The sequence below is a fragment of the Burkholderia sp. BCC1985 genome (assembly GCF_905339915.1).
Classification (GTDB): domain Bacteria; phylum Pseudomonadota; class Gammaproteobacteria; order Burkholderiales; family Burkholderiaceae; genus Burkholderia.
Map to the genome: position 1 here is coordinate 24,487 of NZ_CAJPGY010000029.1, position 17,946 is coordinate 42,432.

Below are 17,946 nucleotides of genomic sequence, written 5' to 3' on the forward strand. Positions count from 1 at the left end.
CCAACCGTCTGATGTTTGTGTCGCACTTTTTACGAAACAGACGTCTCGTGAGTCATCGCGAAGTCACAAACGTTTTCGATAATTCTCCCGCCGAAAACGTTTACATCGCGTAACTTCATGCCCCCGACCATCAAGGACGTCGCCGCGCTCGCCGGCTTCTCGATCGCCACCGTCTCGCGTGCGATCAACGCGCCGCATACCGTCAGCCCCGCCACGCTGGCGACCATCCGCACCGCCATCGACACGCTGCAGTTCCGCCCGAGCCCGCTCGGCCGGCAGTTGCGCGGCGAGCGCACGCGGCTCGTCGGCGTCGTCCTGCCGACGCTGTCGAACCCGGTATTCGCCGACTGCCTGCAGGGCATCGACGAACTCGCGACCGCGGCCGGCTTCAAGCTGATCCTGATGACGACCGAATACGACGCGGCGCGCGAGCGCCACGCGATCGAGACGCTGCGCGAGCAGCGCGTCGAGGGGCTGATCCTGACCGTCGCCGATGCGGACACGCATCCGCTGCTCGACATGCTCGACCGCGACGGCCCGCACTACGTGCTGATGCACAACGACACGCAACGCCGACCGTCGGTGTCGGTCGACAACCGCAGCGCCGCCTACGACGGCGTGCGCATGCTGACGGCACGCGGTCATCGCCGCGTGCTGATGCTGGCCGGTTCGCTCGCCGCGTCGGATCGCGCTCGCCAGCGCCATCTCGGCTACGCGCAGGCGCTCGAGGAGGCCGGCGTCGCGACGCTGCCACCGGTCGAGGTCGACTTCAACGCGGCCGAGCTGCCCGACGCGGTGCTCGCGCACCTCACCGCGCGAGCCACGCGCCCGACCGCCCTCTTCTGCAGCAACGACCTGCTCGCGATGGTCGTGATGCGCGGCCTGCGCCGCGCGGGCTTCTCGATTCCCGACGACCTGTCGGTGCTCGGCTTCGACGGCATCGCGATCGGCGAGCTGCTCGCGCCGCCGCTCGCGAGCGTCGCGACGCCGAACCAGGACATCGGCCGTCATGCATGGCAGCGCCTCGTCGAATGCATCGGCGGCGCGACGATCGAGCGCACGTCGCTGATCCTGCCGCATACGGTGCGCGACGGCGCGACGGTCGCGCCGCCGGCCGCCGACCTGCAGTTGCACCAAGCCTGAACACGCGCGCCACGCCATCGTGCGCGGCGCGCGCAAGCTACCCCGACCCCGCCCGGAGATCCACCGTGTCCTTTCGCCTGACCTCGCTGCTGCGCGTGCTCGCAGCCCCCGTCGCCTGCGCCGCGCTCGTCGCGTTCGCACCCGCGTCCCATGCCGACGAATCCGCGATCTGCTACAACTGCCCGCCCGAATGGGCCGACTGGGCCGCGCAGATCGCGGCGATCAAGCAGAAGACCGGCATCCGCGTGCCGTTCGACAACAAGAACTCGGGCCAGGCGATCGCGCAGCTGATCGCCGAGCAGAAGAGCCCGGTCGCCGACGTCGTCTATCTCGGCGTGTCGTCGGCGTTCCAGGCGAAGGACAAGGGCGTGATCGCGCCGTACAAGCCCGCGCACTGGAACGACATCCCCGCGAACCTGAAGGACCCGCAGGGCTACTGGTTCGCGATCCACTCGGGCACGCTCGGCTTCTTCGTGAACAAGGACGCGCTCGACGGCAAGCCGGTCCCGCGCTCGTGGGCCGACCTGCTGAAGCCGGAATACAAGGGCATGGTCGGCTACCTCGATCCGTCGAGCGCGTTCGTCGGCTATGCAGGCGCGGTGGCCGTCAACCAGGCGCTCGGCGGCAGCCTCGACGACTTCAAGCCGGGGCTCGACTGGTTCCGCAAGCTGAAGGCGAACGCGCCGATCGTGCCGAAGCAGACCGCGTATGCGCGCGTGCTGTCCGGCGAGATTCCGATCCTGCTCGACTACGACTTCGACGCGTATCGCGCGAAGTACAAGGATCACGCGAACGTCGAGTTCGTGATTCCGAAGGAAGGCACGATCGCGGTGCCGTACGTGATGAGCCTCGTGAAGGGTGCGCCGCACGACGCGAACGGCAGGAAGGTGCTCGACTTCGTGCTGTCCGACGAAGGCCAGAAGCTGTGGGCCAATGCGTACCTGCGTCCGGTGCGCGCGCAGACGCTCGGCGCCGACGTCGCCGCGAAGTTCCTGCCGGCGAGCGAATACGCCCGGGCGAAATCGGTCGACTTCGGCAAGATGGCGGCCGGCCAGCAGGCGTTCGGCCAGCAATACCTGCAAGTGATGCAGTAAGCGCCGGACCACGCCATGCTCGACCTGACTTTCCCGCTGCGCTGGCGCGTCGCCCTCGTCGCGCCGGCGCTCGCGGTGTTCGCCGCGTTCTGGCTGCTGCCGATGGCGGCGCTCGTGCGGGTGTCCGCCGACGGCGCGTTCTTCACGCAATACGCGGCGCTGCTCGGCAACGCGCGTTACATGACGAGCCTCGGCGAAACGATCGCGTTGTCGGCCGGCGTCACGCTCGCGACGCTGGCGCTGTCGACGATCTCGGGCCTGCTGCTCGCGCGCCGCGAATTCTCCGGCAAGCGCGTGCTGCTCGCGCTGCTCACCTTTCCGCTCGCGTTCCCGGGCGTCGTGGTCGGCTTCATGGTGATCATGCTCGCCGGCCGGCAAGGGCTGATCGGCATGCTGTCCGCGAAGCTGACCGGCGACAAGTGGGTGTTCGCGTATTCGGTTGCCGGGCTGTTCGTCGGCTACCTGTACTTCTCGATCCCGCGCGTGATCGTCACCGTGATCGCGGCCGCGTCGAAGCTCGACGCGTCGCTCGAGGAAGCCGCGCGCTCGCTCGGCGCGTCGCCGTGGCGCATCTTCGTCGACATCGTGCTGCCGGCGCTCGCGCCGGGCCTGGTCGCGGCCGGCGCGATCTGCTTCGCGACCGCGATGGGCGCGTTCGGCACCGCCTTCACGCTCGCCACCGACCTGAACGTGCTGCCGATGACGATCTACACCGAGTTCACGCTGAACGCGAACATCGCGACGGCCGCCGGCCTGTCGATCGTGCTCGGCATCGTCACGTGGGCCGTGCTCGCGCTCGCGCGCCGGTTCACCGGCCACACCGCCGCCGCCGCGGCCTGAGGATTCCTTCATGCAATCGCTTTCCGGTTCGTCCGCGCCGTCGCCGGCGCCCGCTCCGTCGCACGCGAACGGCGCCGCCCGACGCGCGCCGCGCGTGTCGGGCGCGCGCGCGATCGCCGCGCTGCAATGGGGCGTCACGCTGCTGCTGTGCGCGTTCCTGATCGTGCCCGTCGTGATGTCGGTGCTCGCGGGCCTCACCGTCAACTATTTCCGCGGGCTGTCGAGCGGCCTCACGCTGCGCTGGCTCGAACAGGTGTGGCAGCAGTACCAGGGCTCGGTCGCGCTGTCGCTCGGCGTCGCGTTCGCGACGCTCGCGATCGTGCTCGCCGTCGGCGTGCCGGCCGGCTATGCGCTCGCGCGCAGCAAGAGCCGCGTCGCCCGCGTGATCGAGGAAGCGCTCGTGCTGCCGGTCGCGCTGCCGGGCCTCGCGTCGGCGCTCGCGCTGCTGGTCGTGTACGGCGGCTTCACCGCGTTCCGGATGAGCCTGTGGTTCATCGTCGTCGGCCACGTCGTGTTCACGCTGCCGTTCATGGTGCGCGCGGTCGCGGCGGTCGCCGCCGGCGCCGACCTGCGCACGCTCGAGGAAGGCGCGGCGAGCCTCGGCGCGTCGTTCGTCACGCGCTTCGTCACGATCGTGCTGCCGAACCTGCGCCCCGGCATCGTCGCGGGCGCGCTCGCGGTGCTCACGCTGTCGATCGGCGAATTCAACCTGACCTGGATGCTGCACACGCCCGACACGAAGACGCTGCCCGTCGGGCTCGCCGATACCTATGCGTCGCTGCGCCTCGAAGTCGGCAGCGCGTACACGATCGTGTTCCTGCTGATGACGCTGCCGCTCCTCGTCGCGATGCAGTGGCTCGGCGTCGATCCGTCCGGCACGCGCGCACCGAAGCGTCGCCCGCGCTGACCCTGCGCTGACCTTACCCTTCCCATGAAACTCGATTCCACCCCCATCACCCTGACCCGCTGCGCGAAGACGTTCCGCGGCACGCGCGTGCTCGAACCGCTCGACCTGTCGATCGGCGCGGGCGAGACGCTCGTGCTGCTCGGCCCGTCGGGCTGCGGCAAGACGACGACGCTGCGCCTGATCGCGGGCCTCGACACGCCGGATGCCGGCGGCACGATCCGGTTCGGCGGCGACGACGTGACCGCGCTGCCGATCGAGCGCCGCCAGGTCGGCATGGTGTTCCAGAACTACGCGCTGTTCCCGAACCTCACGGTGCGCGGCAACGTCGGCTACGGACTGAAGATCCGCAAGACCGAGCCGCGCGCGCTGCGCGAACGCGTCGACGAGCTGCTCGCGATGATGCGGCTCGACGCGCATGCGGACAAACCCGTCGATCAGCTGTCCGGCGGCCAGCGCCAGCGGGTCGCGCTGGCGCGTGCGCTCGCGGTGCGCCCTCGCGTGCTGCTGCTCGACGAGCCGCTGACCGCGCTCGACGCGAAGCTGCGCGACGTGCTGCGCCGCGAGATGAATGCGCTGTTGCGCGAGCTCGGCGTGACGACCGTCTACGTCACGCACGACCAGGCCGAGGCGATGGAGCTCGGCGACCGGATCGTCGTGATGGGCGCGGGCCGCATCGAGCAGATCGGCACGCCGCGCGACATCTACTACCGCCCGGCGAACCGTACGGTCGCGCAGTTCATCGGCACGCTGAACCGGCTTGCAGGACAATGGCAGGACGGCGCGCTCGTGACGACGGGGGGCGCGATCGTCACGCCGCACGCCGCCGACGAGTGGTTCTTCCGTCCGGAGGATGCGCAGCTCGCCGATCCCGCGCATGCGCCGCTGCGCGGCGCGATCGGCGCGTGCGCGTTCCTCGGCGAACGCACGCGGCTCACGATCGAGCATGCGGCACCCGACGCGCTCGTGATCGACGTGCCGGGCCGCATCGAGCTCGCGCGCGGCACGGCGGTCGGCCTCACGATCGCGCCGGAAGGCCTGATCGCACTCGCCGCGTAACACCGCCCCACCATAACCACGATAACCACACATTCCGAGGAACGACGATGCTGCTTGCTCAAATCAGCGATCTCCACATCAAGCGCCCGGGCCAGCTCGCGTACCGGCGCGTCGACACGGCCGCCGCGCTCGCGCGCTGCATCGCGAAGCTGAACGCGCTGGTGCCGCGCCCCGACGCGGTGCTCGTCACCGGCGACCTGACCGACTTCGGCCACGACGACGAATACCGCCACCTGCGCGACCTGCTCGCGCCGCTCGAGATCCCGTATTACCTGATGGTCGGCAATCACGACGATCGTGCGGGGTTGCGCCGCGCGTTCGCCGATCGTCCCGAATTGCAGGACGGCGAGTTCGTGCAGTACGCGCTCGACGTCGGCGCCGTGCGCGTGCTCGCACTCGATTCGCAGGTGCCCGGCACGAGCCACGGCGACCTGTGCGATGCGCGGCTCGCGTGGCTCACCGCGCAACTCGACGCTGCGCGCGACCGGCCGGTGATCGTCGCGCTGCATCACCCGCCGTTCGTGTCCGGGATCGGACATATGGACGCGCTGCGCCTCGTGCCCGCCGCCGCCACGAAACTCGACGCGCTGCTGCGCCGCTATCCGAACGTCGAGCGCGTGCTGTGCGGCCACGTGCACCGGACGATGTTCACGCGCTTCGGCGGCACGCTCGCGTCGGCCGTGCCGGCGCCCGCGCACCAGGTCGCGTTCGACCTGCGCGCGGACGCGCCGTCCGCGTTCCGGCTCGAGCCGCCCGCGTTCGCGGTGCACGTCCATACGCCGGACATGGGGATGACGTCCCATCACGTGTACGTGGACGAAGGCGACGGGCCGTATCCGTTCTATGAGCCGAGCGGGGAACTGGTCGACTGAACCGTACGCAATCGCGGATGCATGACGAGCGGTTGCGGCTGGTCGGGGCCGCGTCGAATGATTGCGGTTGAGCGCGGCCGGCCATGCTGCGATCGCGCCAGCAGCGCAGCCTCTGCGCTTCTGCACTTCCGTGCTTCCGTGCTTCCGTGCTTCCGGGCTTCCGGGCTTCCGGGCCTATGGGCTTCTGGGCTTCTGGGCTTCTGGGCTTCTGGGCTTCTGGCCGCAGCGCCGCAGCGCCGCAGCACCGCCGGCACGATTCCCGGTGCTCCGGTATGATCGGCACGCTCGATCGGCGCCCGGCCGCCTGCGCCACCGACGCCGCGCCGCGCGCCACGCCGCCCAACTCCGTTCCGTTGCCGCCATGTCCGCCGCCTCCACCGACCGTCCGACCGACGCCGCCTCGCCCCACTACTCGCGCAGCCTGCTGTTGCTGCTCGCGACGATCGCGGGCGTGTCGGTCGCGAACATCTACTACAACCAGCCGCTGCTCGACAGCTTCCGCTCGGCCTTCCCGGACGGCGCGTCATGGATCGGCGCGGTGCCGACCGCGACGCAGCTCGGCTATGCAGCCGGGATGTTCCTGCTCGCGCCGCTCGGCGACCGCTTCGATCGCCGCGGGCTGATCCTGATGCAGATCGCGGGACTGTCGATCGCGCTGATCGTCGCCGCGGCCGCGCCGTCGCTGGCAGTGCTGGCCGTGGCGAGCCTTGCGATCGGCGTGCTCGCGACGATCGCGCAGCAGGCCGTGCCGTTCGCGGCCGAGATCGCGCCGCCGGCCGAGCGCGGGCATGCGGTCGGCACCGTGATGAGCGGCCTGCTGCTCGGCATCCTGCTGGCGCGCACGGCGGCCGGCTTCGTCGCCGAATATTTCGGCTGGCGGGCGGTGTTCGGCGCGTCGGTCGCGGCGCTCGTCGCGCTGGTCGCGGTGATCGTGCTGCGGCTGCCGCGCAGCTCGCCGACGTCGACGCTGCCGTACGGCAAGCTGCTCGGCTCGATGTGGCACCTGGCGGTCGAACTGCGCGGGCTGCGCGAGGCGTCGCTGACGGGCGCCGCGCTGTTCGCCGCGTTCAGCGCGTTCTGGCCGGTGCTTACACTGCTGCTCGCCGGCGCGCCGTTCCATCTCGGCCCGCAGGCCGCAGGGCTGTTCGGGATCGTCGGCGCGGCCGGTGCGCTGGCTGCACCGTACGCGGGCCGTTTCGCGGACACGCGCGGCCCGCGCGCGATCATCTCGCTCGCGATCGCGCTGCTCGCGGCGTCGTTCGTGATTTTTGCGCTGTCGGGGACGAGCCTAGTCGGGCTCGTGATCGGCGTGATCGTGCTGGATGTCGGCGTGCAGGCCGCGCAGATCTCGAACCAGTCGCGCATCTACGCGCTGAAGCCCGAGGCGCGCAGCCGCGTGAACACCGTGTACATGGTGTGCTACTTCATCGGCGGCGCGCTCGGCTCGTCGGCCGGCGTCGCCGCGTGGCACGCCTTTGGCTGGATCGGCATGTGCGCGGCCGGCCTGCTGTTTACCGCACTCGCCGGCTGGTCCCACCATCGCGGCGCACGTCGCGACTGAACGCCGCGTCGCGCACCGGCGTCATGCGTCGGCCCGCGACGCGGCCGGATTGACGGCCGGCGGCGGCGTGAATGCCTGCGCGGGATCCATGACCGCGGCCGGGTCCACGACGGCGGCCGGTGCGGGCACCGCAAGCGGTACCGCGGAAGGCGCGAGGATCGGTGCCGGCTCCGGCATCGCCGCCTGAGCCGGTACTGACGCCGCATCCGCCGTCGATTCGGCGGCGACGGTTGCCGCGGTCGCCACGGTCACCACGCCCGGCGCCGCATCGGCCGCCGCGCGCGCCGCGGGCCGGCGCGCGGGATCGAACAGGAACGACAGCCCGACGCTGCCGAGGATCGCGACGGTGGCGACCACGGTTGCCGTCGTCACGGGCTCGCCGAGCATCAGCGCGCCGAGCGCGACCGCGACGATCGGGTTCACATACATGCAGCTGCTCGCGATGATCGGGCTCGTGTGGCGAATCAGGTAGCCGTACGCGACGTACGCGGCCATCGTGCAGAACACCATCAGGTACACGAACGCGAACACCGGCGCGACCGCGACCTGCTCGATGCGCTCGCCCATCAGCCACGCTCCGATCGTGGACATCAACCCGCCCAGGCCGATCTGCAGCGACGTCGACAGGAACAGGTCGGACGGCAGCTTGAGCCGCGTCGCGAGATGCGCGCCGCCCGCCCAGAACAGCGCGCCGGCCAGCACGCAGATCGTGCCGAGCGCCGAGTTCGCGGCGGCCGCGCCGCCCGAATTCAGCACGACGATGCCGACCATCCCGAGCGCGACGGCCGCCCACTCGCCCTTCGTCACCGCGCGTCCGGCGACCGCCGCGATCACGGTCGCGAACAGCGGCACCGTCGCGACCATCACCGCGGCCGAGCCGCTGCTGACCGTGCGCATCCCGAGCGCGATCGTGCCCGACGACAGCGCGACCAGCATCGTGCCGACGATCGCCGAGTTGCGGATTTCGAGCAGCGTCGGCCATTCGGGCTTGCGCCGCAGCGCGAAGATGAACAGGCCGATCCCGCCGAGCAGGTTGCGCAGCCCCGACAGCAGCAGCGGCGGGAACGACTGCAGCGCGAAATGCAGGCCGCTGTAGGTCGAACCCCAGACGAAATAGATGAAGACGAGGGCGAGCGCGACGCGGCCGCCGCGGCTTTGCGGCAGGCGGATCCGGATCGGCAGGCGGGCGAGGAAATCGAGGAGGCGGTCGAGCGGGGTCATCGTTCAGCCCGCCCGCACGACGTGTCGCGTGCTCCGCTGAAAGACGCCGGAGAGACCGGCAAACGGCCCTGACTGGACCGGGAAGGCGGAGACGGACGTGCGGAACGACATGGCAGTGCGAACGGCGACGAATAAGAACCGGCAAGCGGCGGCAGAGGGTCGAAAAGCGGGCGCGAGCCGCTTCGGCTGCGCACGCTCGGCATTATGGCATCAAGGATTCGAAAGCATCATCAGACCAGTCTGAAAGCTTATCGACTGACGTTTCGGCGCGACATTTTTCGGTATCCGGACCAACCGGATCGGGGGCCGAATACGCGCGGCGCGGGCGTCGCGCGGGCCGCCCGGCATCCGGTCCCGCCCGTTGCGATCGCTCCATCGGCCTGATGGCCAGTCATGCGCTTCAGCGGTCGCTTCGCGCTTATGGTGATGATCGGCGACGGTCGGCAGGCGCGTCCGGCCGCCGACATTCGCCCTTTCGACCCGCACACGACCCATACAAAATTTTGTATAATTCCACCATTCTTCCGCCGAAGCCGGTCGTGTTCGTCGGCACCGCACTCGACGACCTGCGCGGCTTTCCGCTTCTCGCGCGCCGCGAAGCCGGCCACCAGATCGACCAGGTGCAGCGCGGCCTCGCGCCCGACGACTGGAAGCCGATGCGCACCGTCGGCCCGGGCGTGCGGGAAATTCGCCTGCGCGACGCGAGCGGTGCGTTCCGGATCGTCTACGTCGCGACCTTCGCCGACGCGATCTACGTGCTGCATTGCTTCCGCAAGCAGTCGGCACGCGCCTGCAAGACCGATATCGACCTGGCGGCCCGACGCTACCGGGCGCTGATGATGGAGAGGAAACGATGAGCAACGAACGTCATGCGAGCGTCTGGGACGCACTCGAAGGCCGGCCGGCCGAAGCCGAGAACATGAAGCTGCGCTCCGAGCTGATGATCGCGCTCAAGCAGCGCATCGCGCAGCTCGAACTCAGCCAGGCGCAGGCCGCGCAACGGCTGGGCGTCACGCAGCCGCGCGTGTCCGATCTGCTGCGCGGCAAGATCAACCTGTTCGGGCTCGACGCGCTCGTGAACATGGCGGCGGCGGTCGGCCTGCGCGTCGACCTGCAGGTGCGCGAATCCGTGTGACACGCCGCGACGCACGGCAGCACGCGTTCGCGCGCCGCCGCTTCACGATCCGCCGAACCAGTTGTACCCCTGATCGACCCAGTAGCCGCCCGGGAAGGTATCGGTCACGAAGATTTCCATGATGTGCTTCGGATTCTTGTAGCCGAGCTTGGTCGGCATCCGCAGCTTCATCGGGAAACCGAATTCCGGCGGCAGGCGGTGGCCGTCGTAGTCGAATGCGAGCAGCGTCTGCGGATGCAGCGCGGTCGGCATGTCGATGCTTTCGTAGTAGTCGTCCGCGCATTTGAAGCCGACGTATTTCGCGTGCGTATCGGCGCCGGCACGCGCCAGAAACGCGCCGAACGGCGTGCCGCCCCAGCGGCCGATCGCGCTCCACCCTTCCACGCAGATGTGCCGCGTGATCTGCTCCGCGTGCGGCAGCGCATACAGCTCGTCGAGCGTCCACACGCGCTTGCCCGTCACGCGGCCCGACAGCACGAGCCGGTACGTCGATGCGTCGACGTGCGGCACGTCGTCGATGCCGTAATACGCGTTGAACGGGAACGGCCGCGTGATGTCGGCCTCGGTGTAGGTCGGCGCGAGCCGCTCGCCGCTGAAGAGCCACGCCTGCACGCGGTCGTTCATGCGCGACACCTTCTCGAGGAACGTGTTGACCGACGCGTCGTCCTTCAGCGTGCAGCCGGTCAGCATCGTCAGGCCGCCGAGCGTCAGGATGCGGCGATTGAACAGCCGCCGCGACGGCATCTCCAGCTCGCGGCGCACGTCGAGTTCGAGCGACTTGCGGTCGAGCGTCCAGCGCGAATCGGCGCGCCTGTATTCGGAATCGGACATGATGATTTCCTTCACCCGGAGTTGACGGGTCAGCGCCCGCGCAGCATCGCGAGCAGCGAGCGCGGCACCAGCAGCGCCATCGCGACGTGCACGAAGAAGAACGCGACGAGCAGCGACATCGCCCAGAAATGCACGACGCGCGCGTTGTCGTAACCGCCGAACAGTTCGCGCAGCAGCGGAAACTGCACCGACTTCCAGATCGTCAGCCCGGACAGCACCAGCACGATCAGATCGACGATCGCGACCAGGTACGCGGCACGCTGCACCGCGTTGTAGACGCTCAGATCGTCGTGCGCGAGCCGGCCGCGCAGCGCGGCGCGCACGTCGCGCCACACGGACGCCGGCGTGACGGGCAGCATCTTGCGCGCGAGGCGTCCGGTCGCGATCGACATCGTCAGGTAGAACAGCCCGTTGCCGACCAGCAGCCACATCGCCGCGAAATGCCATTGCAGCGCGCCGCCGAGCCAGCCGCCGAGCGTGATGCCGTGCGGAAACACGAACGGCGGATAGATCGGCGACGCATCGTAGATGCGCCAGCCGGACAGCGCCATCAGGATCGCCGCGAGCGCGTTGAGCCAGTGGCTCACGCGCACCCACAGGGGATGAATCTTGCGGGCGGGCGGCGTGACGGCCGCGCGCCCGGTGGCGGGAACGGTTTGCATGATGAAGACTCCCGGAACGCGTCGACGAGACGAGTCGAGTCGAGACAAAACGAGACGCGGGCGGCCGTCGTCGAGCACATGCGCCGGCCGCACGCCCTGTCCGGCTCCGTCAGTTCGACGGCGCCATCTTGTCGTCCGACTTCGCCTTGCCCATCTCGTCGTGCGACATCGCGTCTTTCTTCATCGCGTCCTTCTTCATCGCATGCTTCTTCATGGCGTCCTTCTTCATTGCGCCGTCCTTCGCCATCGCGTCGTGCCCCATCGCGTCCTTCGACATCGACGAGCCGTTTTGCGACATCGCGTCGTTCTGCGCATACGCGCCCGTTGCAAGCGTGGCGAAAGCAGCGACACAGGTGGCGATCAGTACGTTTTTCATGACATCTCTCCAAAACATGGGTTTAAGGAGCCGAATAGACGGACGACGTCGCGGGAAATGACAGCCGCTGCGAAATTTTTTTTGTGAGGTTGCGCGAAGGCGCGCCATGTTGCACCGCTTCGCCGCGGCCGGCCGAGCCGTGGGGCCGCGCGGCGGCGACGCGCGCTGTCATTTCGACGGGCCATCACACCGCCCGCCATGCTGCGGCCGCACCGGGACGGCCGATCCCGTCCCGGTTGAAACCGCCGCCAAGCCAGTGTATCGTGTGCGCTGCTAACGCGGGGGTCCTGCAATGCGTTCGGTCAAACAACCGGCATTGCGGGTGAGAAATACCCTTTGAACCTGATCTGGATAATGCCAGCGCAGGGAAGCGTACGGATTTCACCGCCATCCTTCTGACGAAATCCGCCGCCTCACCAAGCCTCGTCTCCTGCTTAGCTCGAGCCCCACATTCGTCAAGGGCTCCGGGCAAGCGCCGAAGCGCCTGCCCGGCGCTCACACAGGAGATTGCATGAACGCCAATCCGAAGTTTCTGTCTGCCGACGCCCACGTCGACGCTGCTGCCGTCGCGCCGCTGCCCAATTCACGAAAGGTGTATGTAACCGGCTCGCAGCCCGACATCCGCGTGCCGATGCGTGAAATCACGCAGGCCGACACGCCGACCGGCTTCGGCGGCGAAAAGAACCCGCCGATCTACGTGTACGACACGTCGGGCCCCTACACCGATCCGGACGCGAAGATCGACATCCGCGCGGGCCTGCCCGCGCTGCGCCAGCGCTGGATCGAGGCACGCGGCGACACCGAAGTGCTCGACGGCCTGTCGAGCCAGTACGGCCTCGAGCGCGCGGCCGACCCGGCTACCGCCGACCTGCGTTTCCCGGGCCTGCACCGCAACCCGCGCCGCGCGCAGGCCGGCAAGAACGTCACGCAGATGCACTACGCGCGGCAGGGCATCATCACGCCGGAAATGGAATACATCGCGATCCGCGAGAACCAGCGCCGCGCCGAATACATCGAGAGCCTGAAGTCGAGCGGCCCGAACGGCGCGAAGCTCGCCGCGATGATGGGCCGCCAGCATCCGGGCCAGGCGTTCGGCGCCGCGGCCTTCGGCGCGAACGCGCTGGCCGAGATCACCCCCGAGTTCGTGCGCGACGAAGTCGCGCGCGGCCGCGCGATCATCCCCGCGAACATCAACCACCCGGAATCCGAGCCGATGATCATCGGCCGCAACTTCCTCGTGAAGATCAACGCGAACATCGGCAACTCGGCCGTCACGTCGTCGATCGGCGAGGAAGTCGACAAGATGACGTGGGCGATCCGCTGGGGCGGCGACACGGTGATGGACCTGTCGACCGGCAAGCACATCCATGAAACGCGCGAGTGGATCATCCGCAACAGCCCGGTGCCGATCGGCACGGTGCCGATCTACCAGGCGCTCGAGAAGGTCAACGGCAAGGCCGAGGACCTGACCTGGGAAATCTTCCGCGACACGCTGATCGAGCAGGCCGAGCAAGGCGTCGACTACTTCACGATCCACGCGGGCGTGCGCCTGCAATACGTGCCGCTCACCGCGAACCGGATGACGGGCATCGTGTCGCGCGGCGGCTCGATCATGGCGAAGTGGTGCCTCGCGCATCACAAGGAAAGCTTCCTGTACGAACGCTTCGAAGAGATCTGCGAGATCATGAAGGCGTACGACGTGAGCTTCTCGCTCGGCGACGGCCTGCGCCCCGGCTCGATCTACGACGCAAACGACGAAGCGCAGCTCGGCGAGCTGAAGACGCTCGGCGAGCTCACGCAGATCGCGTGGAAGCACGACGTGCAGGTGATGATCGAAGGCCCCGGCCACGTGCCGATGCAGCTGATCAAGGAGAACATGGATCTCCAGCTCGACTGGTGCAAGGAAGCGCCGTTCTACACGCTCGGGCCGCTGACCACCGACATCGCGCCGGGCTACGACCACATCACGTCGGGGATCGGCGCCGCGATGATCGGCTGGTTCGGCACCGCGATGCTGTGCTACGTGACGCCGAAGGAACACCTCGGGCTGCCGAACAAGGACGACGTGAAGGAAGGGATCATCACGTACAAGCTCGCCGCGCACGCGGCCGACCTCGCCAAGGGTCACCCCGGCGCGCAGGTCCGCGACAACGCGCTGTCGAAGGCGCGCTTCGAGTTCCGCTGGGAAGACCAGTTCAACATCGGCCTCGACCCGGACAAGGCGCGCGAATTCCACGACGAGACGCTGCCGAAGGATTCCGCGAAGGTCGCGCACTTCTGCTCGATGTGCGGCCCGCACTTCTGCTCGATGAAGATCACGCAGGACGTGCGCGAGTTCGCGGCGCAACAGGGCGTATCGGAAAGCGAAGCGCTGAAGAAGGGGATGGAAGTCAAGGCGGTCGAGTTCGTGAAGACCGGCGCCGAGATCTATCACCGTCAGTAAGCCGGCCAGCGAACGCGGCGGTCCGCACGGACCGCAGCGTGGCGCACTGCACCAAGCCCGCTTTCGAGCGGGCTTTTTTGCGTGCCCGCGCATGCGTCGTGCCTGCCGGCGCAAGGGAAACAATTGATTACGAAACCGCCCGAGCCTTAACAAGTCCTTACAGCAGCCCGGTGGGACGGCAGGTAGATTGGTTTCATGCGCGGCCGCGATGCGCTCGTGCGACCTTCCGTTCACTATCGCGAGGACAACCATCATGAATGCTTCGATTCGGCGTTTTGGGGTATGCGCGCTGCTCGTCACGACGGTGGCCAGCCTGTCGGCCTGCGATTCGATGACGCGGCGCCAGCGCGATACGGCAATCGGTGCGGGTGTCGGCGGCGTCGCGGGCGCGGCGATCGGCGGCAACGCATTGTCGACGCTGGGCGGCGCAGCCGCCGGCGGCATCATCGGCAACCAGGTCGGCAAATAAGCCGGCCGGCTTACCCGGCTGCCGCGCGACGCGCGGCAAGCTCCGGCCTGACGGCGTTTCCGCGCAGCGGAAGCGCCGTTTTTCGTATGCGGCGCCGCAACACGACGCAGCGGCGCGGAAATGATCCGTTACCGTTTTGCGCATCTTGTCATCGCCGCGCGGCCTAAGCTTAAGCATCTGCCGATTGCCGGCTCCGCCGGAGAGACATCATGAACAGGACCCTCGTCGCACTCGCCGCCGCGGCGCTCGCGTGCACGACGCTCGCCGGCTGCTACTACCCGTACGGCTATTATCCCGGCGGCTATTACGCGGCCGCACCGGTACAGCCGGCGCCCGTGTACGTCGATCCGGGCCCCGCCTACTACTACCCGGCGCCTGCGTATGCGCCGGCATGGGGCGGTTATTGGGGACCCGCGCTGTCGCTCAATTTCGGCTTCGGCGGACGCGGCGGCTGGCACCACCATCACTGAGCGCGCCGGCCCATCCACAGCCACTCCATCCGCCGCCGGTCGCCCCGAGCCGGTGACCGGCGACGTTCCCGTTTCTTGTCGTTTCATCCGATCGTGAAACGACGGCGCGGTAACGCGGTGTAAGATCCTTTGCATCCCGTCCCCTCGCCCGCCACGCTCGATGTCACCCAAGAACGCCTTTCTGCTGACCGTCCTCGCCGCCCTGTGGGGCGCGTCGTTCCTGTTCATCCGGGTCGGCGTCGCCGACTTCGGTGTCGCGCCGCTGATGGCGCTGCGCGTGGGTATCGGCGCGCTGTTTCTCACCGGCTTCGCGCTGACGCGCTTCAAGCCCACCGAGCTCGGTGCGCAGCTGCGCCGTCGCGCATGGCCGTTGTTCGTCGTCGGCGCGCTGAACTCGGGCATCCCGTTCTGCCTGTTCGCGTTCGCCGAACTGACGCTGTCGGCCGGCGTGACGTCGGTGATCAACGCGACGACGCCGCTGTGGGGCGCGCTCGTCGCCTACCTCTGGCTGAAGGACAAGCTGTCGCTGCCGCGCGCGCTCGGCCTCGTGATCGGCTTTGCCGGCGTGCTCACGCTCGTGTGGGACCAGGTCGCCAACGCAAGCGGCAGCACCGGCGCCAGCGCCACCGCGCTGGCTGCCGCCGCCGCGCTCGGCGCGACGCTGCTGTACGGCATCGCGGCCAACTACACGAAGCGCACGCTCAGCGGCGTCGACCCGCTCGTCAACGCGACCGGCAGCATGATCGGCTCGACCGTGCTGCTGCTGCCGTTCGCGATCGCGACCTGGCCCGCGGCTGCCGTCGGCGCGCATGCGTGGGGCGCCGTGCTCGCGCTCGGCATCGCCTGCACGGGCATCGCGTATTTCATCTTCTTCTATCTGATCGCGCATGTCGGCCCGGCGCGCGCGATTACGGTGACGTTCGTGATCCCGGTGTTCGGCCTGCTGTGGGGCGCGCTGTTCCTCGGCGAACATGTGTCGGTCGTGATGATCGAAGGCTGCGCGATCGTGCTCGTCGGCACCGCGCTTGCGACCGGCGTGATCAAGCGGATTCCCGGATTGGGCCCGCGCGGCGGCGAAGCGACCTGAGCGACGCGCTGGGCCCGCACCCTGCCGGTTGCCGGTTTCCCGCGACGCGCCGGCCACCGTTCGCCGAGCGCCGCGCATGGACCGGAGCGCGACGGCGCAGGTCGTTTTGCATCTGATGCCGATGCAGCCGCATGGCTTGCCCGTTTTTCCGTTTTCCCGATCCGCCGGTCTTCTTCGCACGCAATGCACGCGGCACACGCGGCGCTGTCGCCGCGTGCACGACCGGCGGCCCTTGCGTGTCGCGCTTGCGGGCGGACAGCCCGGTCCACGCGGCGGTGTAGCGTTTGCGTCTGGAGTTACCCTGATACGCGCGCCGCGCCATTCCCGTTACACTCGTAACACTCATCCGCAGAAGGCGGTCACGATGCACCACGTTCTTTCGCGTCCACCTGCGCGTGCGACGGCTTCTGCGTGGCGCGCACGATACCGTCCCCCGATCGCCCCAGGGCGTCGTTGACATGAAGGCCGCCCGCGACATCTCGCTCGATTCCCTGCTCGAACGCCTGACACCGACGCCCAGCGGCTGGATCGCCACGTATCGCGACACGACGCTGCGCAGCGTGTTCCAACCCGTGCTGTCGATCACGCACAAGCGCGTGGTCGGCTATGAAGCGCTGCTGCGCGTCGTGGACGAGAACGGTACGCTGGCTTCGCCGGTCGCGCTGTTCGACAAGACGCGCGCCGCTGCCGACGCGCTGCTGCTCGACCGGCTCGCCCGCTGCCTGCATACGGCCAACTTCGTCGCGCAGGGCATCGGCGACGGTTGGTTGTTCCTGAACGTGACGCCACGCGTGCTCGATTCGGGCCTCGTGCAGCGCGAATTCGTCGAGGCGCTGTGCCGTCATTTCGCGCTGCCGCCGAACCGCATCGTGCTGGAAGTCGTCGAGCAGCCGTCGCGCGACGAAGCCGCGCTCGCCCGCACGATCGACATGATCCAGCATCGCGACTTCCTGATCGCGATCGACGATTTCGGCACCGGATTCTCGAATTTCGACCGCGTGTGGCGCGCGCGACCCGATATCGTCAAGCTCGATCGCTCGCTCGTCGAGCGCGCGAACGCGTCGGCCGACGATCGCCGCATCATGCATCACCTGGTATCGATGCTCCACCAGGCCGGCGCGATGGTGCTCGCGGAGGGTGTCGAAAGCGACGACGCGCTGCAGACGCTGATGGAAGCCGATATCGATTTCGTCCAGGGCTTCCAGTTCGGCCAGCCCGATGCGTCGATCGCGCACGCGAGCGCCGCGGCGCCCGCGATGCTCGATGCCGCGTGGCAACGCTTCATCGCGCGCCGGCATACACCGGCGATCGCCGAGCAGCCGGGCTTCGATGCGATCGAGCGGCTCGTGCTCACCGGCGCGGCTGCCTTTTCCGCGAGCGGCAACCTGCAGGACGCCGCGCAGCGCGTATTCGCGGTGCCGGCCGCGCGCCGCGTGTTCGTCACGGACGAGATCGGCGAACAGTTCCTGCCGTCGATCGGCGCGCGCCCCGAGGATGGCCAGGCGAGCGGCACGCGGCTCGCACCGCTGTTCCCGGAGACGCACAGCAACTGGTCGCGGCGCCCGTACTTCCAGCGCGCGATCGCGGCGCCGGGGCGCGTCGCGCTGATGGGCCCGCACTTCTCGCTGACCGAAGGCCGCGACTGCTACACGGCGGCCGTCGCGATTCGTGCGCAAAGCCGCCTCGTCGTGTTCTGCGTCGACTTCGTGCTCGACAGCGCGGGCACCGTGATGCGCTGACGGGCGCGGCGGCGCCCGCCATGCCGGCGGTTCGATCTTC

At 68.7% G+C, this 17,946-nt stretch carries 18 protein-coding genes and 1 riboswitch; of the genes, 14 read left to right on the top strand and 4 right to left on the bottom strand.

The features are described 5' to 3' along the window. Window positions 1–117: 117 nt before the first annotated feature. The 7 genes from U4Z31_RS25725 (at window position 118) to U4Z31_RS25755 (ending at window position 7,473) form a co-directional block, all read left to right on the top strand. Window positions 118–1,143 (top strand): substrate-binding domain-containing protein, encoded by a 1,026-nt coding sequence (locus tag U4Z31_RS25725; RefSeq protein WP_044844945.1) that lies wholly within the window; start codon window positions 118–120, stop codon window positions 1,141–1,143. 65 nt (window positions 1,144–1,208) lie between these two features. After that, a complete protein-coding gene (locus U4Z31_RS25730; protein ID WP_321811740.1) occupies window positions 1,209–2,237 on the top strand; it encodes an ABC transporter substrate-binding protein in 1,029 nt (342 codons plus the stop codon). 15 nt (window positions 2,238–2,252) lie between these two features. Continuing rightward, window positions 2,253–3,077 carry an ABC transporter permease gene (locus U4Z31_RS25735; RefSeq protein ID WP_321811741.1) on the top strand — a complete coding sequence of 275 codons (825 nt, stop codon included), beginning with the start codon at window positions 2,253–2,255 and terminating at the stop codon, window positions 3,075–3,077. Between the two features lie 10 nt (window positions 3,078–3,087). Then, window positions 3,088–3,984, top strand: coding sequence for an ABC transporter permease (locus U4Z31_RS25740; RefSeq protein WP_321801349.1), 897 nt, complete (start codon window positions 3,088–3,090; stop codon window positions 3,982–3,984). A 24-nt stretch (window positions 3,985–4,008) separates the two neighbouring features. After that, window positions 4,009–5,040 (top strand): ABC transporter ATP-binding protein, encoded by a 1,032-nt coding sequence (locus U4Z31_RS25745; protein WP_124487540.1) that lies wholly within the window; start codon window positions 4,009–4,011, stop codon window positions 5,038–5,040. A 47-nt stretch (window positions 5,041–5,087) separates the two neighbouring features. Next, complete coding sequence (locus U4Z31_RS25750) at window positions 5,088–5,912, top strand: phosphodiesterase (protein ID WP_321811742.1); 825 nt, start codon at window positions 5,088–5,090, stop codon at window positions 5,910–5,912. Between the two features lie 361 nt (window positions 5,913–6,273). Continuing rightward, complete coding sequence (locus U4Z31_RS25755) at window positions 6,274–7,473, top strand: MFS transporter (RefSeq protein WP_321811743.1); 1,200 nt, start codon at window positions 6,274–6,276, stop codon at window positions 7,471–7,473. Between the two features lie 21 nt (window positions 7,474–7,494). Here U4Z31_RS25755 and U4Z31_RS25760 read toward each other — a convergent pair whose 3' ends face one another. Continuing rightward, window positions 7,495–8,694, bottom strand: coding sequence for an EamA family transporter (locus U4Z31_RS25760; RefSeq protein ID WP_044848005.1), 1,200 nt, complete (start codon window positions 8,692–8,694; stop codon window positions 7,495–7,497). A gap of 503 nt (window positions 8,695–9,197) precedes the next feature. On the opposite strand from U4Z31_RS25760, the gene U4Z31_RS25765 reads away from it, so the two are divergent. Together U4Z31_RS25765 and U4Z31_RS25770 are read left to right on the top strand one after the other, a co-directional pair. Beyond that, entirely contained in the window at window positions 9,198–9,551 is a 354-nt protein-coding gene (locus U4Z31_RS25765) for a type II toxin-antitoxin system RelE/ParE family toxin (protein ID WP_321811744.1), read from the top strand. Continuing rightward, window positions 9,548–9,829, top strand: a complete 282-nt coding sequence (locus U4Z31_RS25770) for a helix-turn-helix domain-containing protein (RefSeq protein ID WP_124487536.1) — start codon at window positions 9,548–9,550, stop codon at window positions 9,827–9,829. Before U4Z31_RS25765 ends, U4Z31_RS25770 begins: the two co-directional genes overlap by 4 nt. Before the next feature lie 42 nt (window positions 9,830–9,871). On the opposite strand, the gene U4Z31_RS25775 is transcribed toward U4Z31_RS25770, so the two are convergent. From U4Z31_RS25775 to U4Z31_RS25785, 3 genes are all read right to left on the bottom strand, one after another. Continuing rightward, entirely contained in the window at window positions 9,872–10,660 is a 789-nt protein-coding gene (locus U4Z31_RS25775) for a molybdopterin-dependent oxidoreductase (protein ID WP_124487535.1), read from the bottom strand. Between the two features lie 29 nt (window positions 10,661–10,689). After that, on the bottom strand, window positions 10,690–11,322 hold the full coding sequence (locus U4Z31_RS25780) for a cytochrome b/b6 domain-containing protein (protein ID WP_321801342.1): 633 nt from the start codon (window positions 11,320–11,322) through the stop codon (window positions 10,690–10,692). A 109-nt stretch (window positions 11,323–11,431) separates the two neighbouring features. Beyond that, on the bottom strand, window positions 11,432–11,698 hold the full coding sequence (locus U4Z31_RS25785; protein WP_044848009.1) for a pentapeptide MXKDX repeat protein: 267 nt from the start codon (window positions 11,696–11,698) through the stop codon (window positions 11,432–11,434). 270 nt (window positions 11,699–11,968) lie between these two features. Then, a riboswitch (TPP riboswitch) is annotated at window positions 11,969–12,085 on the top strand. A 124-nt stretch (window positions 12,086–12,209) separates the two neighbouring features. Between U4Z31_RS25785 and thiC the strand changes: the two genes are divergently transcribed. From thiC to U4Z31_RS25810, 5 genes are all read left to right on the top strand, one after another. After that, window positions 12,210–14,141 (top strand): phosphomethylpyrimidine synthase ThiC, encoded by a 1,932-nt coding sequence (thiC, locus tag U4Z31_RS25790; protein ID WP_321811745.1) that lies wholly within the window; start codon window positions 12,210–12,212, stop codon window positions 14,139–14,141. A gap of 253 nt (window positions 14,142–14,394) precedes the next feature. Then, a complete protein-coding gene (locus U4Z31_RS25795) occupies window positions 14,395–14,610 on the top strand; it encodes a glycine zipper 2TM domain-containing protein (protein ID WP_044848011.1) in 216 nt (71 codons plus the stop codon). A gap of 209 nt (window positions 14,611–14,819) precedes the next feature. Then, window positions 14,820–15,080 (top strand): hypothetical protein, encoded by a 261-nt coding sequence (locus U4Z31_RS25800; RefSeq protein ID WP_044848012.1) that lies wholly within the window; start codon window positions 14,820–14,822, stop codon window positions 15,078–15,080. 160 nt (window positions 15,081–15,240) lie between these two features. Then, on the top strand, window positions 15,241–16,167 hold the full coding sequence (locus tag U4Z31_RS25805) for a DMT family transporter (RefSeq protein WP_321811746.1): 927 nt from the start codon (window positions 15,241–15,243) through the stop codon (window positions 16,165–16,167). A gap of 458 nt (window positions 16,168–16,625) precedes the next feature. Then, entirely contained in the window at window positions 16,626–17,906 is a 1,281-nt protein-coding gene (locus tag U4Z31_RS25810; RefSeq protein ID WP_044848014.1) for an EAL domain-containing protein, read from the top strand. Window positions 17,907–17,946: the final 40 nt, after the last annotated feature.

What these genes read in the sequence shown, in the direction of transcription:
- U4Z31_RS25745 (WP_124487540.1), top strand. Translation starts at nt 4,009, where the DNA reads ATGAAACTCGATTCCACCCCCATCACCCTGACCCGCTGCGCGAAGACG.
- U4Z31_RS25750 (WP_321811742.1), top strand. Translation starts at nt 5,088, where the DNA reads ATGCTGCTTGCTCAAATCAGCGATCTCCACATCAAGCGCCCGGGCCAG.
- thiC (WP_321811745.1), top strand. Translation starts at nt 12,210, where the DNA reads ATGAACGCCAATCCGAAGTTTCTGTCTGCCGACGCCCACGTCGACGCT.
- U4Z31_RS25770 (WP_124487536.1), top strand. Translation starts at nt 9,548, where the DNA reads ATGAGCAACGAACGTCATGCGAGCGTCTGGGACGCACTCGAAGGCCGG.
- U4Z31_RS25760 (WP_044848005.1), bottom strand. Translation starts at nt 8,694, where the DNA reads ATGACCCCGCTCGACCGCCTCCTCGATTTCCTCGCCCGCCTGCCGATC.
- U4Z31_RS25805 (WP_321811746.1), top strand. Translation starts at nt 15,241, where the DNA reads ATGTCACCCAAGAACGCCTTTCTGCTGACCGTCCTCGCCGCCCTGTGG.
- U4Z31_RS25725 (WP_044844945.1), top strand. Translation starts at nt 118, where the DNA reads ATGCCCCCGACCATCAAGGACGTCGCCGCGCTCGCCGGCTTCTCGATC.
- U4Z31_RS25785 (WP_044848009.1), bottom strand. Translation starts at nt 11,698, where the DNA reads ATGAAAAACGTACTGATCGCCACCTGTGTCGCTGCTTTCGCCACGCTT.
- U4Z31_RS25795 (WP_044848011.1), top strand. Translation starts at nt 14,395, where the DNA reads ATGAATGCTTCGATTCGGCGTTTTGGGGTATGCGCGCTGCTCGTCACG.
- U4Z31_RS25810 (WP_044848014.1), top strand. Translation starts at nt 16,626, where the DNA reads ATGAAGGCCGCCCGCGACATCTCGCTCGATTCCCTGCTCGAACGCCTG.
- U4Z31_RS25800 (WP_044848012.1), top strand. Translation starts at nt 14,820, where the DNA reads ATGAACAGGACCCTCGTCGCACTCGCCGCCGCGGCGCTCGCGTGCACG.
- U4Z31_RS25775 (WP_124487535.1), bottom strand. Translation starts at nt 10,660, where the DNA reads ATGTCCGATTCCGAATACAGGCGCGCCGATTCGCGCTGGACGCTCGAC.
- U4Z31_RS25780 (WP_321801342.1), bottom strand. Translation starts at nt 11,322, where the DNA reads ATGCAAACCGTTCCCGCCACCGGGCGCGCGGCCGTCACGCCGCCCGCC.
- U4Z31_RS25740 (WP_321801349.1), top strand. Translation starts at nt 3,088, where the DNA reads ATGCAATCGCTTTCCGGTTCGTCCGCGCCGTCGCCGGCGCCCGCTCCG.
- U4Z31_RS25735 (WP_321811741.1), top strand. Translation starts at nt 2,253, where the DNA reads ATGCTCGACCTGACTTTCCCGCTGCGCTGGCGCGTCGCCCTCGTCGCG.
- U4Z31_RS25755 (WP_321811743.1), top strand. Translation starts at nt 6,274, where the DNA reads ATGTCCGCCGCCTCCACCGACCGTCCGACCGACGCCGCCTCGCCCCAC.